At 39.7% G+C, this 16,578-nt stretch carries 14 protein-coding genes; 7 read left to right on the top strand and 7 right to left on the bottom strand.

What is annotated here, in order from left to right; genetic code table 11:
- Nucleotides 1-104: 104 nt before the first annotated feature.
- The 3 genes from AACX33_RS08570 to AACX33_RS08560 form a co-directional block, all read right to left on the bottom strand.
- Nucleotides 105-947: an ABC transporter permease gene (locus AACX33_RS08570; protein ID WP_193998685.1), complete on the bottom strand. Its 843-nt coding sequence runs from the start codon at nucleotides 945-947 to the stop codon at nucleotides 105-107.
- A complete protein-coding gene (locus tag AACX33_RS08565) occupies nucleotides 944-1,369 on the bottom strand; it encodes a hypothetical protein (protein WP_193998684.1) in 426 nt (141 codons plus the stop codon). The genes AACX33_RS08570 and AACX33_RS08565 overlap by 4 nt, the downstream gene beginning before the upstream one ends.
- A 295-nt stretch (nucleotides 1,370-1,664) precedes the next feature.
- Nucleotides 1,665-2,990 (bottom strand): glycosyltransferase family 4 protein, encoded by a 1,326-nt coding sequence (locus AACX33_RS08560; protein WP_193998683.1) that lies wholly within the window; start codon nucleotides 2,988-2,990, stop codon nucleotides 1,665-1,667.
- 1,265 nt (nucleotides 2,991-4,255) lie between these two features.
- Between AACX33_RS08560 and AACX33_RS08555 the strand changes: the two genes are divergently transcribed.
- From AACX33_RS08555 to AACX33_RS08535, 5 genes are all read left to right on the top strand, one after another.
- The gene (locus AACX33_RS08555) at nucleotides 4,256-6,451 is read left to right on the top strand and encodes a GumC family protein (protein ID WP_193998682.1); all 2,196 of its coding nucleotides are present in this window, start codon (nucleotides 4,256-4,258) and stop codon (nucleotides 6,449-6,451) included.
- Nucleotides 6,452-7,084: 633 nt separating this feature from the next.
- Entirely contained in the window at nucleotides 7,085-8,398 is a 1,314-nt protein-coding gene (locus AACX33_RS08550; RefSeq protein WP_193998681.1) for a hypothetical protein, read from the top strand.
- 44 nt (nucleotides 8,399-8,442) lie between these two features.
- A complete protein-coding gene (locus AACX33_RS08545) occupies nucleotides 8,443-8,913 on the top strand; it encodes a hypothetical protein (RefSeq protein ID WP_193998680.1) in 471 nt (156 codons plus the stop codon).
- A gap of 160 nt (nucleotides 8,914-9,073) precedes the next feature.
- The gene (locus AACX33_RS08540; RefSeq protein WP_193998679.1) at nucleotides 9,074-9,238 is read left to right on the top strand and encodes a hypothetical protein; all 165 of its coding nucleotides are present in this window, start codon (nucleotides 9,074-9,076) and stop codon (nucleotides 9,236-9,238) included.
- Between the two features lie 87 nt (nucleotides 9,239-9,325).
- Complete coding sequence (locus AACX33_RS08535) at nucleotides 9,326-9,715, top strand: pentapeptide repeat-containing protein (RefSeq protein WP_193998678.1); 390 nt, start codon at nucleotides 9,326-9,328, stop codon at nucleotides 9,713-9,715.
- A 469-nt stretch (nucleotides 9,716-10,184) separates the two neighbouring features.
- Here AACX33_RS08535 and AACX33_RS08530 read toward each other — a convergent pair whose 3' ends face one another.
- The gene (locus AACX33_RS08530; protein WP_193998677.1) at nucleotides 10,185-10,388 is read right to left on the bottom strand and encodes a hypothetical protein; all 204 of its coding nucleotides are present in this window, start codon (nucleotides 10,386-10,388) and stop codon (nucleotides 10,185-10,187) included.
- Between the two features lie 257 nt (nucleotides 10,389-10,645).
- Here AACX33_RS08530 and AACX33_RS08525 point away from each other — a divergent pair, with 257 nt between their 5' ends.
- Entirely contained in the window at nucleotides 10,646-11,521 is an 876-nt protein-coding gene (locus tag AACX33_RS08525; RefSeq protein WP_193998676.1) for an S-methyl-5'-thioadenosine phosphorylase, read from the top strand.
- A 183-nt stretch (nucleotides 11,522-11,704) separates the two neighbouring features.
- Here the strand turns inward: AACX33_RS08525 and AACX33_RS08520 are convergent, their stop codons facing one another.
- Together AACX33_RS08520 and sat are read right to left on the bottom strand one after the other, a co-directional pair.
- The gene (locus tag AACX33_RS08520; RefSeq protein WP_193998675.1) at nucleotides 11,705-13,843 is read right to left on the bottom strand and encodes a caspase family protein; all 2,139 of its coding nucleotides are present in this window, start codon (nucleotides 13,841-13,843) and stop codon (nucleotides 11,705-11,707) included.
- Between the two features lie 99 nt (nucleotides 13,844-13,942).
- The gene (gene sat / locus AACX33_RS08515; RefSeq protein WP_193998674.1) at nucleotides 13,943-15,121 is read right to left on the bottom strand and encodes a sulfate adenylyltransferase; all 1,179 of its coding nucleotides are present in this window, start codon (nucleotides 15,119-15,121) and stop codon (nucleotides 13,943-13,945) included.
- Nucleotides 15,122-15,295: 174 nt separating this feature from the next.
- Between sat and AACX33_RS08510 the strand changes: the two genes are divergently transcribed.
- A complete protein-coding gene (locus AACX33_RS08510; RefSeq protein WP_193998673.1) occupies nucleotides 15,296-15,949 on the top strand; it encodes a Uma2 family endonuclease in 654 nt (217 codons plus the stop codon).
- A gap of 2 nt (nucleotides 15,950-15,951) precedes the next feature.
- Here the strand turns inward: AACX33_RS08510 and AACX33_RS08505 are convergent, their stop codons facing one another.
- On the bottom strand, nucleotides 15,952-16,395 hold the full coding sequence (locus tag AACX33_RS08505; RefSeq protein ID WP_322744527.1) for a hypothetical protein: 444 nt from the start codon (nucleotides 16,393-16,395) through the stop codon (nucleotides 15,952-15,954).
- Nucleotides 16,396-16,578 lie beyond the last annotated feature (183 nt).

Raw genomic sequence — 16,578 nt, 5'->3', positions numbered from 1 at the left:
GCTAACTGCTGCTGATTTATCCAATCTAAAAAATTTGTTTCGTAGAGAGATGAATCAGACATAAAATCTTCCCAAGCCAATACTATTTAAGTATATCAGCCCTTCTAAATCACATCAGCAAACTTTCTTTCCATCTTGCGGAAATACCAAATACCACTAATTAAGAGTAAAGCTACTAATCCCAAAGATAGCAAAAACCCTGGTAAATATAAATGCGAATCTCCCCCCAATATTGCCCACCGGAAACCATCAATTACCCCGACAATTGGATTTAATGAGTAAAGAAATCTCCATTCTTCAGGAACAACACTACTACTAAATCCTACCGGGGAAATATATAACCCAAACTGCACAATAAACGGGACAATAAACCTAAAATCTCGGTATTGCACATTCAAAGAAGCTAACCATAATCCCGCCCCTATGGAAGCAGCAAAGGCGATCGCAATGAATAAGGGCAAAGTGACAATTCTCCAGCTAGGAACAAAGTTATACCATGCCATTAAAGCCAACAAAATCATGCCGGAAATCATAAAGTCTACAAAGCTGACTACCACAGCACTTGTCGGGACGATCAGCCGGGGAAAATAGACCTTGGAAATTAAATTAGCATTGCCGATTAAACTATTGCTGCACTCTGAAAGGGAATTAGCGAAAAACTGCCAAGGCAACATCGCTGAAAATACGAGAATGGGATAAGGCGCACCCTCCGATGGTAAATTTGCTATCCGACCAAATATGACTGTAAACACTACCATCGTCAGAAATGGCCGAATTAATGCCCAAACAATACCAATTGCTGTTTGCTTATATCTGACTAAAATGTCACGCCAAGCCAGAAAATAAAATAGTTCTCTATAGCGCCATAAATCTTGCCAATACTGTTGCTCTGTGCATCCAGCTTCAATTACTAACTCTTTCTGGGGAGAATTTTTCTGACTATTCATAGGCAATAAAAAGAATTGAGGGTATGACTACTTAGCTGTTTGGCATTCATCCGGGTAAACTCGCCCACAGAAGGATTACCATGAGGATCAATTACTCCTGTTACCTGCTGCCATAGTTCCCTGGGCGCTAAGGAAATGTTATATGTGCCATCATCAGACTGACGCATATAATACCAGTTTTTTTGCTGACAGTGTTCACACCAAAAAGCCTCTAACCACTCTCCTTGTATGGTAACTGCTGTATGATTTGCTATTAACAAAGATGCAGCCCGCCGACTGAAGCCCCGTTGCTGTAACTGACCTGGTTGATCAGCAAAAAGTCTATATTTTTTACTAACGCTATCCAGATAACAGCCATGAATAGGACAGTAAATAGCTCTCCGTTTTGAACGTTTCCGATTTCGATCACACCTTCTCTGCAATTCGACCTCCTAATATAAATAAGATAAGAAGGTTACGTTTGGAGGGACTGAGATCAATAGACCATCGAAGCCCAACTCCTAATAAATAGCACCCTATATTTAGAGTAAGTATTGTTTTCTTTCAATACTTTACTTTTTTCATTAAAATATGCTCGTTAATCTCCTGATAATGCATTAGTCATGAATTTAGGGTTGTAATTTTCACCTCAATTTTTCATGAATAACTTATAACACAGATAGACAACTTCTATACATTAACTTGTTTGAAGTCTTCCTCTGCGACGCAAAGAAGAGCTTAAATGTCTTTCATACTCAACGCCTGACGCAAAACATCCAGGTATTGTTGAGCGATGATTTTAGGTGTAAAATTTGATTGTAGATACTGACGAGCTGCTTGACCCATCTGCTCCCCTAGTTTTTGGTTCCGCTGAAGCAAGCGGATAAATTCAGCTAGTCCATGACCATCACCATAGTCAAATGCAGCACCACAGTCAGCTTCGGCGATTATTTGTCTTAAGCTTGAGTAGGGTGAACAAACTACTGCCAACGGCCTCCCAGTTGCTAATGCTGAGTACAGCTTGCTAGGTAAAACTAAACTTTCACTGGCTGGGTTAATACTCACCAAAGACAAATCGCCAGAGGTGAGAGAATAGGGTAAATCTTTTTTATCTTGATAAGGTAAAAATGTAAAATTATTTAGCCCTAATTCATTGACTTGTACAATTAATTCTTCACGTTTGGCTCCCCCACCAATACAGACAAACTGCACTGGCTCATCTTGCAGTTCCATAGCGGCTTTTAATAAGGTCTCGATGTCATGACATCGACCCATATTGCCAGAGTAAAGCACAGTGAATTTATTTACTAAGTCGTACTTCCAAGCAAACCAGTTTTCTCGTTTGGCAATTGGGACAATGAATTCCGGATTAGCCCAGCTATGAATCACCGAAACTTTATGAGCCACTTGCGGACAGTGCGCTAAAACGCTCTGCTTCATCTCAGGACTAAGAACTACAATGCCTTTAGCATTGAGCCAAACTCGCTGATTAATCGCCTGCCACAGTTTTGCTACCCAGTGATTTTTAGACACTACACCCAGTGTGATGGCAATATCTGGGTATAGATCATATATTATGCAGACATATGGCAACTTGAAGAGAAGGTTGGCTAAATAACCCACAATTGGCAAAAACGGTGGAGCTGTAGTCACTAATAATATATCGTTACGCCGTGAGGCTCTCAGCAGATATACTAAAGTCCGCAAGGTATATAAGATACCATTAACTAGCTTACCACGAATTCTCCCTGGAAAAAGTTGGGCGCTTCGCGATCGCTGGATCTTAATCGTATCAACCCGTTCTAAATAAGGAGCTTTACTTAAGCTAAACGCATATCCAGGCTGACTAGTAAAAACCTCGATATTTACCCCTTGCTGCTCTAACTGCTTGACAAGTTCCTCAATCAATTGTCCCGTAGCAGCATAGTCTGGGGGAAAATACTGTGTAACAACAGATAACTTAATTGATTGCTCAACAGGGAGACAATCCTCATATTCATCTGCTGATCCAATTGAAATGGATGGCGATATTACCTTTTGATTAATCCCTTTGTTGAGTTTCATCGATCATTGGATTCTAAATTGCACAAATTTTCTTGACGATACCACCGAAGCACTCAAGTCATTAATGAATCACAGGGATAAATAAAGTTCCACTTTTATTCCCTGAATATTTTTATCCTTAATTCTGTTGACTAGATTTTTGAGCATTGGATGTTTGCCTGATGAATTGATCATTCTAAGCAAGACTAAAGCCAGATTCTTAGCGCTTTTGCGCCGAAGTCGCGAAACAAGAATCATTAGCATTAATCAGCCATACTGATTTTCGTAGTAAATTTAATGCACCCTTAATAATTTTTGTTATACAGTAACTAATGGTAGCTTAGCAACCCAGGTAATTATACTTGAGAAATTTCATACTAACCTAAAATTACTATGTTGTCATCTTGCACAGTAATCTTCATGTAAAAACTAACGTAAGAAATAAAACTTTAACCAATATTTACATTACCGTATATTCAACAAAAAACATCGGTTTAAAATTAGTTAACATTAAATAATATTACGCAAAATGTAGTTTATTCCTCTTTTGAGCAAAAATAACGTTTTTTTTACCAAAAAAGAGCGTAATCATAATTTATGCAGTTATAGTAAGACTCATGCTTCCTCGTCAGAATACTTGGTTCTTCGGTAGGTGTTATGCTGAAATTTTAATTTAACCCTAGAATTTCCCTTTAAAATCAAGGCTTACAGGCGATTAGATCCTCAATTTAAGCTCCAAGATTCAAACGTTAATGCTAAAGCCTGTTATTATTGCCCAACAAGGGTTTCAAGCTTATTTGATACGCATTTAGCATAACAGGTACGGAAAAGCCGAATATTTAATATTTACTTAATCAATTTGTCAATCACGTCTTCAACGTATATTTTCAATATAATCTTTCAGTAAATGCTCACAGCGTCTAAGGTATCACTATGTAAGATAAAATGCTATACTAAATCCTGAAACACACCATACTTAAAGTTTATGTATAAATTAGTATTAAGTAATTCATACATAATTGAGGTGTATTTTTTATCTATATTAGTGAAGATAGTCGTTACAATCTTCAAAATTGATTGCCAGATAAAACAAATATATAATTCAGTGCAGTTGATAACTTGTTGAAATAAACTAAATAGTAATAACTACAGTTAAACTAAATATATAATAAGATACTTCATTATATAATACACTGCTATTATTTATACGAGCAGAGGTTATGTATCTTCAATAGTGCATTTATTAATAGATTACTTACTGCAAAATTTCATCATCACATCAATATATGAAGAATCAAGGATACAAACCTTCAAATCCCGAAGATAGTAGAAACTTTATAACTCCATTTTTTCCATATCAAAATGTTATGGAAAATGAGGATCAAGGTGACGAATGGAACTATAAAGAATTTTTAGGTTTGTTAAAGCGCCGAGTTGTAGTCATTTTAGGCGTGGCGACAACTGTGATGACAGGTGTAGCTATCAACTTTATATTAAATCCAAAACAACCACAATATGAAAGCAGTTTTCAGATGCTTGCCGAACCTGTAGCTTATGATACTAAAATAGTTGATATTGTCAGTGAAGTTAATCCATTAGACCCATTTAATAAACCTAGTTTAGACTATGAAACTCAAATTATAGTCCTCAAGAGTCCTGAAATAATTGAAAAAAGTATTAAGCAGTTACAAGCTGCTTATCCATATATTAACTATAACTATCTGATCTATTCTTTGAAAATTGCTCGTTTAGGTGAAACCAAGATTCTAGAAGTCCGCTATCGTAGTCAAGATCCACTGGAATCGAAAGCAGTATTAGAGCAAATTTCTCAAGATTATTTAGAATATAGCCGGGAAAAACGGCAAAATAGGGTAAATCAAGGATTCCAATATATTAACAGAGAACTACCATCTCTACAAAATCGAGTCAATCAAATTCAAAGAGAATTGCAAATTTTTCAACAAAAGTATAATTTTCATAGCCCAGAATCCCTTGCATCTCAAATAGCTGGACAGACTAGTAGTATAACTCAACAGAAGCAAGAACTTGAAATCCAGCTAGCGCAAGCTCGTGCGAATTCTGCTTTCTTGCAAACTGAAGACGGGAGGAAAGCAGTGCTGGATAGCTATCCTGTGTATCAGGAGTTAAATAATGAATTGCGTAAATTAGATATTGAAATTGCCACTGCATCAACTCTTTTCCAAGATGAAAACCCTAATATCATCACATTAAAGGAGAAACGGGAAAACTTGATCCCATTAATGCAGAAAGAATCGGCTCGATATATACTAACCCAACGAGCAGAAGCAAACTCTCTACTTCAGTCTTTAGAGGTTAATCAGCAAGAACTGGAAAAAGTCCAACAAATTTTTGAACAACAACGTCAGCAATTACCAAACCTCATACGACAATATACCGAAATACAGCGGAGATTACAAATTGCCACTGAAAGTCTGAATCGTTTTTTATCTACCCGCGAAAATTTGCAAATTCAAATTTCTCAGACAGAAGTCGGTTGGCAATTGATTCAGCTACCCAATGAGCCAACAATTCCTGTCGCTTCTTCAAGTATTATACGCGAACTCATTCTAGGATTAGCTGCGAGTATTTTATTGGCTATTGGTGCAGCGTTATTAATGGAAAAGCTTGATTATACATATCACAATGCCTGGAGCCTCAAAGAGAGAGTAAAAATGCCTTTACTGGGCAATATTCCCTTCAATGAAGAATTGCGACCGGTGAAATTCCAAAGTATTAAACGACAAAATGCCATCACTGAATTATCAGATTCAGTTACTGAAAGTATTACCGAAGCAACTACTCTAGCAGGACAAGAGTATAACAACTATTCCAAAAGTTTTGTAGAAGCTGTACGGATGCTTTATACAAATATTCAATTGTTAAATTCTGATTCTCAAATACGGTCTATTACTATTACTTCAGCTATGCAAGGTGACGGCAAATCTACAATTGCTTTTCATCTAGCTCAAACAGCTGCATCTATGGGGAGACGAGTTTTACTTGTTGATGCAGATATGCGCCGACCGAATATTCATACTTTATCCAATTTAAATAATCTATGGGGATTGAGTAGTTTAATTACTTCAAATTTGCCATTACAAAAAGTAGTAAAACAACTACCTTCTATGAATACATTATCTATAATTACTGCTGGACCTATCCCACCTGATTGTGCAAAATTGCTCTCATCCGAAAAAATGAAGCGACTGATGGCTGAGTTATATAACACCTTTGACTTAGTTATTTATGACGTTCCTCCTATGGTTGGACTAGCTGATGTTAATTTGATCGGTTCCCAAACAGATGGTCTATTGATGGTAGCAAGGATAGATAAAACAGATCGTTCTGTGTTTGAGCGAGCGGTAGCCGAGCTAAAAATAGCGCCTATTAATGTTTTAGGTGTAGTTGCTAATGGGCAGAAAGGCAATTTCAATACTTATGAGTATGATCAACCAAAGTAATCAGTAAAGCCTCCACGCTTTAAGCCTTGGCGGGTAGCAACAGTTTGAATTTCTGATTTTCCAGGCGGGGTGAGTCTAATAGGGTTCTGCTCAAGTTAATAATTGACATGATCAGCAAAACTGTCATACCAATTTTGTGGGATAGCTTGCGTGGCTTAGGCATGGCTACATATTATTTTGAACTCTCCCAATCTCCCTCTGGTCAGGGCTACCGTGTACACACCGGAAAACCTGATCCACATTTACTTTCATTTGGTAGCGTGTGTTATTGACGTTACTCCTAACGCACCGAAAATCTAGGATAGTGCGTTGCACTTAGCGACAACACCCCGACAAAAAAGGATTTGGGGGTAATTTAATCATTTGTGTGTATACCGTAGCTGGTAAGGCGAGGAGCCGCAGGCGGTGGCGTTCTTTATCAGGAAATGGTATCAGGTAATAATCCACTTTTTAAGATTCTAAAAATTTAGCTTTTTGCTTAACCAAACCGGATTGAGATTTTACTTAACTTAATAACCTGCATTTTACTGATTTACTATGTTAATTCGTTATATTAAGTGATATTACTGTTCCAATTAAGAGATTTTGCGTGTAAGTGTTATACGTGAGTACTTTTACATAAGGGATCTTTTAATGGCACAATTAGAAATTATTATTAATAAGATTGATACTTCTCAAGTTACTAGTGTTAAATATGCTTACTGGAAATTAGGGACAACCTTGACAACTGTTCTTCTCCTGTTGACAGCTATTACTATCGATTCAGCAGTTGCTGTGGATAATGTTGTTTCTGAGAATCTTGATTTTCAATTGAGTTCATCTCAAAATCTCAAAGCATCTTCTATACTATCTGGACTTAATTCACAGCAGAATTTTAGCTTACGACAAAGATTGTTAGAATCTAAAAAAAGTAATCCTGTTGTTGAATTGGATATTGCAAGTATTAGCGATAGTTTTACGGCTAATGTCAAGGATGAAACATTCAGCAATATTTTTTCAGTTGAGAATTTTTCGTGGGAATCTCAAGACAAGTTAAAAAGGAATGATAATTTAGAGAAGCACTTATTTGCTGATTCAATTAGTAATCCTGATTTGTCTTTAAAAGAGGAAGTAGAAGAGCAAACTAATTTATTGGAGCAGAAAAAAAGTCAAATTCTTGTACAAATAGACTCTTCATCATCTGTGGGCGACTCTTTTGGCGAGGTTAATAAACTACGTCAAGAACTTCTGATTGAACCTATAGTTACCCAGGGTGAAGCTCGAAAATCTGCTCCTGGTTCAACTGCTGGTACTCCTTCTGCTTATGGTGCTAGTTTAGGTCAAGCCTATATTGGCGGGGGCTTATTTTTCCCTCTAGAACAGGATAAAAATAGGAACGATGGTTCTGTGTCTCTTGGTTTTGGGTTGGGAAATCCGGTTGATTCTGTGGGATTGGAAGTTAATATCAATATTACCAGTGTGGGTGGTGGTCCAAGTTTTGATTTTGGCGATAGCGGCGGTGTAGGTTTTAAGCTACACAGATATTTGGGGGATGGTGCAGCTGTAGCTGTTGGTTGGTCAAATCCTATTAAATGGGGAGATGTTAACCTGGTTAAAGATACTATGTATGGAGTATTTACTAAGTCATTTGCTCTGCAACCAGATAACCCTCAGAACTACTTACCTTTGACTGTTTCTCTAGGTCTTGGTAGTGGTGCTTTTAGTTCTAAAGGTGCAATAGAAGCTAATGAAAATAGTGTGAATCTTTTTGGTAGTTTAGGTTTGAGAGTGATTCCTCAAGCATCTCTGATAAGTAGCTGGACGGGAAACGCTCTGAATATCGGTGGATCTTTTGCTCCTTTCAAGGATACACAGATAGTTATTAATGCTATTATTACAGATGTTACTAATAACTTGGATACTGGCTTAGGTTTATCGGTAACGGCAGGGTACGGTTTTCGATTTTAGATAGTCAATTGTCTGGCAAGTGTATCACATCACAAATAAAACTCATGAAGAAACAAAAATTATCTTTGACTCTTGCTCTTGGATTAACTTTATTTGGTTGTCTAGTGGGTGCGCCCATGAGAGCAAATGCTGGTGGTAATCCTGTCCCAGGCGATGGTTCTTTCTTTAACTTTATCAGAAATACCATATCAGGTATTCGCAATGTAACATTTCTTGGCAGTAGTTTGAGTATTGCACCAACAACTCAATTTAACTTGAATCTAGCTGCAAACAATATATTGCAGGAATATCAAGATGTAAATATGCTATTTGCTGTGATTCAAAATAAATCACTTGTTGAGAATGGGGAGAGTCCCATTGTAGATATCAATATGCTGAATGCTGCTATTATTGATTACAACAACATTGTGATGGAAAGTAGTCCTGAAGAACTTCAAGAATTAGCAAAAGATCCAGAGTTTATCCGAACTGGTAAGATGCTGAAAGAATTAAGGGCTGTTCTGAATCAAGGTTAACTGAACGCGGAAGTCCCCACCTTCTCAATGAGACGCTACCCGAACAGCGTCCCCAAGGTGGGGATGAGCATGGTGTGAATTTATATAATTTTATTCTTAATAAATTAGTTTTATTTATACTATTTTTCCTGAAGCAGTGCGAAGGGGATGGCCGGCGTTTATGTCTAGTGATTGGATGTGTGCAAATGCAATCAATGCTGGCTATCAGTTTCAGGATATGAATGACATTGAAGCTGATATTGTGTATTCAGATAAAGACGGTTTTAGTGGAAAATACTGTGAAAGAAACAGACAGGCGATCGCACAATTTTTGATTCTCTGCTGATTTGGGCATCAGGAGTCTTATGATGAATGAATGTGGTGGAGATCATCGTTAATACGATAATTCTGTGACAAGCTGTGAGGCGGTTCTATGTCTGAAACAAACTCTCAACAGATCATTAATACTGCTGTGACTCTGCTGGAAAGGTACGCAGAGGGTAAACGCAATTTTAGTGGGGCGAACTTGGGTGATGCTGAATTGCAAGGTGTTGATCTCAAAGGATCTGACTTCAGTTACGCTGACTTGAGTGAAGCGAATCTCCATGGTGCTAATCTCAGAGGCTGTGACCTCAGTTTTGCAAATCTCAGTCAAGCTAATTTGCAAGATGCTGATCTTCGGGGAGCTTTGTTGTTTTCGGCTGATCTGCGTCAAGCTGATCTTAAGGGCGCGAAACTGGAAAAAGCAGATTGCGATCGCAGTACTCATTTTCCCCAGAATTTTGAACCAGCGTCTATGGGATTACAGATGAAAGAAGGTTAATTAACCTCAAATGCTTTTATCCTCAATTTGATCTTTGGTATTTCTGGTGCTGGAACTTTAGCATCAACAGTCTCAACTGTATGCAAGACTGATTCGGTAATCACTTAGGATAATGGTGGGTTACGGACTATCGTCCTAACTACAATTTGAGGATTTTATTCCTTGGAAGTCCCTAACTCTGTTTCTAAATTATCTCGCGCTGATTAAATTGCATCTTTGATGATTTCTCTTCTCTTCGGTGCTATGGGGCGGCGGTTGGTGCAGTTGCTTTTACTATTTATGCTGGTTGTGGAGAGTTTTTCTGGGAAGATGTACAGATCAACGCCTACTTAAAGAAGCTAAAATAAATGCCTATTTAGCTGCAATTCCTCGCCTAATGCTTTAGGACAGTATATTTACGGGTATCCTCAAGAAAGCACACAAAATATGGTCTAAACAATTTCTAGACATGATGCTGAAAGGTGAAATTCTAATCTACTACTTTCAGTAATCCTCTTTGCAAAGCATCAAACACTCGGCTAATTTGCCGCCGTTCTTCGTCATTAAAGCCTTCTTTAGAAAGCAGCGTTGACATTAATAACTGCTGATCGTAGCGGGTAATTCTGCCAATGGAGAAGATGTGCTTTAATAGCTTCTCTAACGATATTTGGTTTGAGGAACCGGTACTTTGCATATTCTCTATGAAAAAAATATTGTAAATCTCATAACTTATAAATCTTAATATAAAGGTTTTTACTAAATATGCCCTTAGTAGCACTACTGAAGAATAAATAAAAACTAATTATTACGTGCAGAATAAATGAGTATTGACCGCATAAGTAGCAATACCCTAAAATACACAATAGCTGATTGTTACTTTCCTGCCTCCCCTGCGACTACCCCTTTTCGGTAAAATAACTTGGGAACTCAGCAAAGAAGAACTTAAAAATAATGGGATTAGCTCGTATTGGAATTATTGGTGGTAGTGGTCTATACCAAATGCCAGACCTGAAGGATGTGGAAGAGGTACAAATTGAAACTCCTTTTGGTTCGCCTTCTGATGCTTTGATTTTGGGAACACTGTCTGGAACAAAAGTAGCATTTTTAGCCCGTCATGGTCGTAATCATACTTTATTGCCTTCTGAGTTGCCGTTTCGCGCCAATATCTACGCGATGAAGCAAGTGGGTGTGGAGTATTTAATTTCGGCTAGTGCGGTGGGTTCTTTAAAGGCTGAAGCTAAACCACTGGATATGGTGATCCCAGATCAGTTTATTGATAGAACAAAAAATCGGGTTTCGACGTTTTTCGGTGAGGGAATTGTGGCTCACATTGCCTTTGGTGACCCCATTTGTCAGAATCTAGCTGGGGTGTTAGCAGATGCGATCGCTTCTCTAAATTTACCAGATGTCGGTCTGCATCGTGGTGGCACTTATGTGTGCATGGAAGGCCCGGCATTTTCCACACAGGCGGAATCCCATCTTTACCGCAGTTGGGATGCAACAGTGATTGGGATGACGAATTTACCAGAGGCGAAGTTAGCCAGGGAAGCGGAAATTGCCTATGCAACTTTAGCGCTGGTCACAGATTATGATTGCTGGCATCCAGATCATGATAGTGTGACGGTAGAAATGGTAATTGGTAATTTACAGCGCAATGCAGTTAATGCTCAAAAGGTAATTCAAGAAACTGTGCGGCGTTTGAGTGAAAATCCGCCGATTAGTGATGCTCATTCGGCGTTGAAGTATGCGATTTTCACTCAGTTGGATAAAGCACCTGCGGCGACTAAGGAAAAGTTGGAGTTATTGTTGCGGAAGTATTTGTCATAGACATCGAGGGAATACAAATATGCGTCTTCGGTGAACCGTTGTCAGAAGGTTCCATGTAGCGTCTCTACATTCTTGCTCAGAAATGTCTAATTAAGCGGAATCTATCGTTAACTGAACTGTATTGGCACAAGGAAAAAGAATATTTAGATCCCCGATTGGCATGAGGAGTCGGGGATCTATGATTTAAGCTACTTGAAAATCAAAGTTGAAACTAGCCCAATTTTTGACATCTAATACATAAGAATCAGTGGATATACCGCTAACTTCGGATTTGACTGCACTGGCGTTATGCAAATCTTGCAACAATGCTTGGACAATTTCCAAAGGTTTCAATAATGCCCCGAAGGGTCTTTGATCTGTGATGGGATACTTAGACTTTTCTAGATACCCTAATGTTTCTTTAAAGGGAGCGCTACTGAGAATTAGTTGGTGTTCGCATTCATAAGCTGGCCCTGGGATCATCCATTCGGAAGCCGTCACACTTTTTGGTAATAAGAGTGTTTCACCTGGGGTTATAACCACTTGTTGAAACAGGGGTTTGGAATTAAGAAAGGTAGTTTCTTCGGGGGATTGCCAAGGATAAAAGGCGATCGCGTCTCTATTGTTTTTTAATCCCAGCAGCATTAAATACACCTGGCGATCGCTCTGATTCTGCAATCGGTACTGCATTCGACTACCAATAGGCACAGTAGCATTACTGAGGGGTGTGAGTAGTGATTTGTTTTGCAGTTGTTCTATGCTCAGAGTTCGTGTGGTTTCGCGTTGCATGACAATGCGAGGTGATAAGTTATTAATGATTTCCAGGGTGGCTTTAACTGGTAAGCGGGAAGAACCTTCATTTTCTGTGAGTCGCCATAACTTGGCTGCTAACAAAGTGGGTAATTTCGGTACTAACCTTTGCACGACCAATTTCACGGCTTCCCCAGGTTCCCCAGATGTGTTGGGGATGAGTTGGCCTCCGGGAGTAAATAAACCATAGCGGCTGGAAGTTTCTGATAGTTTACCAAACACACAATCGGCTGGTTGTTCTCCGGCGATGACAGTAGAAATATGGTCAATAGCAGCGAAAGCACTTGTCGCATCTACCCGCTCAATTCTTTCTAATCCAGTATCTAAACCAACTATTAAATTTATATTCCTGGGTAATACCCGCACAGCTTCTTGGAATAGTTGCCCCCGCAAGGGGCTTTCTGCTTTATTTTTAGAAATTTGGGCTTTTGCGGTTAACCCACTGCGCGATCGCAATGTTAACTGCTCTCCCGTGAATAAGGTAAATCTGGAATTAACTCCATAGTTTTCTAAGACTTGTGGGGGTAATCCTGCTAAAAATAGTTGGGCTGTTCTACCATCATCTTCAATGAGTCTAATCACTCCCTCCGCCCCATCTGTGCGGTTTGGCAGGAGTAAATTCTCAACAGTTAACGCTTTGGGTTGATCTTTCTGCTCACTAAACAATCCAGGCTGCTGATTGCTCCCCAGTTGATGCATATAGCTTCCCACATGGGAAAGGCTGAATTGAATTGTCGTTGCTGGTGTAGTTTCCCACAAGTATTGCGTCAAGGCGTAGGTAAATAACCCTGCACTAAATCCAGAAAATAGTATTTCCCTAGCCAACTGTTGAGTGTCAGAAGTGGCAGATAACACAACTGCATGATTAGGGTTGGAGTTTTGAGTTCTGAGTTGTTGTAAAAACTCAAGTTCCTCAATTGTTAGTTGCGCTTCTGCTGATTCTGGGCGGACACGAATTCGCCATCCTGTGGGCTGGATTTTACTGGGAGCATAATAGCTCGTATCCAATACAGCTGTTACTTTGTCTGTGGGGAGCGATCGCAATAATAGCCGTAAGGTTTCTTCTAATATATAGTTGACTATTTCATCTTTTTGTGAATCTTGAAGATGAGATGGAACTAAAGCATTCTGCACCGTATCGATAAATCTGCCCGATTTGATGCGCGTACCATAGCCACTAAAGTGAAATACAGCCACATCACCAGCTTTAACTTGCTGTCCCAGATGTGCCAAAAAAGCCTCTTCAATAGATTTCCTAGTAGCTTTTTCTTCCGTTAAAGTCAGGATATCCGAGGCGAGGAAGCCAAAACGATGAATTAACAGTTCTTTTTGCAGTTCTACATCAGTGAGACAACCACCCAATGCAGGACTATTTTGGTATTGATTAATGCCAATCAATAATGCTAATTTACGTTGACTAGGCTGTGCCAAAGCTTGAGAGTAGCGATCGCTTAAAGCCAACCACTGAGCTTCAGTCACACCCAATACCGCGAGTATGGAACCAATCCGTTGTAAAAAAGTCCGACGCTTCATAATTAGCCATCAGTCCTCAGCCCGTCAGCTAACAGCTTATAGGGCTGAAGTCTGTAGTGTAAAGTTAAAGTTTATACGGTTCGCTGATTAACAAATGCCTTAAGCAGATGCTTGGGCTTGCATTGCCCGCGCCAACTCAGCCGCCACTTCCGGACGGGAAAATTCTGGTGGTGGTAATTCACCCCGGCGCAGCATTTCTCTGACTTTAGTTCCTGAGAGGTGAACACGTTCTTCTGGCTTGCTGGGGCTAGTTTTAGTTGTCGCCATTTGTTTGCTGCGTGTGCAGTAAAAAGCGTGTTCAAACTTCATTGGCACAATACCCAATTCACCAGGCTCAAACTCCTCAAAGATGTATTGAGCATCATAAGTGCCGTAATAATCGCCCACACCAGCATGATCCCGTCCCACAATAAAGTGAGTACAACCGTAGTTTTTCCGCACTAAAGCATGGAAGATCGCCTCCCGTGGCCCAGCATAACGCATGGCAGCCGGATTAATTGCCAAAATCACTCGGTCTTGGGGATAGTGATGTTCTAGCAAAATTTCATAGCAGCGCATCCGCACATCGGCGGGAATATCATCTTCTTTTGTTGCTCCTACCAACGGGTGCAAAAATAAACCATCCACAGTTTCCATAGCACACTTTTGGATATATTCGTGGGCGCGATGGATGGGGTTGCGAGTTTGAAAACCAACGATAGTTTTCCAACCCTTGTCCTTAAACATCTGCCGTGAAGCTGCGGGATCGATTTGGTAGGCGGGAAATTGGGAATGGGGATCGCGTTGTAATAGCCAAATGTCACCTGCAAGATTTATAAAACCCTGATTGTAGACTACCTGCACACCTGGATGTTTAGCGTCATCAGTGCGGTAAACATTAATCGCCTCTTGAGTTTTATCGTAGAGATACTTTTGCTCAAGTTGCAAAACTCCGATAAATTCACCGCTGGCGTTATCCAAACGAATCAGGCTGCCTTCCTGGAGTGGGGAGGCTATTTCTTCTGTTACTGACAGTGTAATGGGTATTGACCACGCCAGTCCATTCGCTAGCCGCATTTCTTTGACGACGCGGGTGTAGTCGTCCTGGTTCATAAAACCCGTGAGTGGACTAAAACCGCCGATAGCAATCATCTCTAAATCAGAAACCGCCCGCGCATCAAGTTGCACTCGTGGCAAAAAGTCGGCTTTTGAGAGAAATTCTGCCTTTTGTTCTGGTGTAGCGATACGGTTTACCAATTGTCCACCGTGGGGTGCAATGGCATCTGGATGTTTACTCAACGTAATCCCCTCTTTAGACTTAACTGCAATTGTTTCAAACTATGTACTAACTTATCAAAATGCTGGTACGCAGTTGACAAAGAGTTTGAGAATGGGGAACGAGGGGATAAATTGCGTCTGCTGAAATCCGGGATAAGTTAGGGTGGAGCTAATGTACTTTTCAGTCTGTGAAATATGACGGCTGTATCCCCTGTTCTGAAACCAGTGAGCCAATTACGGTTAGCGCCTGGTAGTACAGTGACTATTCAAGATGTAAGTTGGGAGGAGTTTGAGTCCATTTTAAGAGAGTTGGGCGAAAAGCGATCAGCACGAATTGCTTATAGTCAGTCAACGCTAGAAATCATGGTTCCCCTACCTGAACACGAAAAGCCAAAAGATTTAATTTCCGATATTGTCAAAATTTTACTCAAGAAGACTGGGAGAAAATACGAACCTTTTGGTTCAACCACCTTCAAACGGGAAAATATCGCAGGGGTAGAACCGGATGCTTGCTTTTATATTCAGAATTACCAAAGCATGATTAGTCGCCGAAGACTGGAACCTGATGAACCTCCTCCCGATTTAGCCATTGAGATGGATGTCACTTCTAAAACAACCCTGGATGCTTATGAGGCGATCGCCGTTCCGGAATTATGGATTTACGATAGTAGTAAGCTGACTATTTATTTACTCCAAAACGGGAATTATCTTAAATCTGATCTTAGCCCTACTTTTCCTCATATCCCTTTAACGCAAATTATACCTGCTACAGTGGAACGCGCTTGGCAAGTGGGAACTGTGCAAGCTTTAGAGGAGTTTGCAGAACAGGTGGATAGCAGTATTTTGTGATATTACTGAGACTGCAAATATTCCCACAGTAACAATCGTAAGTAATCTAATATTCTGAGATAACTCTTCATCTGTTCATACTGGTCATTATTGCTAAAGTAGAAGTTAGCAATTTGAGGCACATTTAAAACTCGCATGGCTTGTAGTTGCTCAATTGCCTGAGATTTATGGTTAATTTGACCAGTGGCTTGAACTTGACTCGCATAGCCTCTGAGATTTACCGTCAACAGTTCAATTTCCTCTAACAGCGAAAACTCCTCATCCTCTGGAGGAAATTTCATCATTATTTCTTTGCGCTCATTGCGAGTATTCTGATAAACATCAGTCAATTGAGCCAATAATTGAATAATATTTTTCTTAGTCACTTCTTGCTCATTTAAAACTGCTTTATTCATTCCATAGGTAACTATTTTTTCAGTCCCATATTTATCAGGTTTGACAATCACATATAGCGTTTCCTAATCAGATAAGGTATATCATAGCCCCCTGCTCGCTTGCCTATCGTCTACACACAAGTCTTATCAAGTTGCCTCATCACGTTTTGATCCCCCCTAGCCCCCCTTGAGAAGGGGGGAAAATTTCTTAAAGTCCCCCTTTTTAAGGGGGATTTAGGGGGATCAGATCACTTG

Source organism: Nodularia sp. LEGE 04288 (assembly GCF_963896525.1).
Classification (GTDB): Bacteria; Cyanobacteriota; Cyanobacteriia; order Cyanobacteriales; family Nostocaceae; genus Nodularia.
This window is presented reverse-complemented; position numbering and strand designations above follow the sequence as displayed.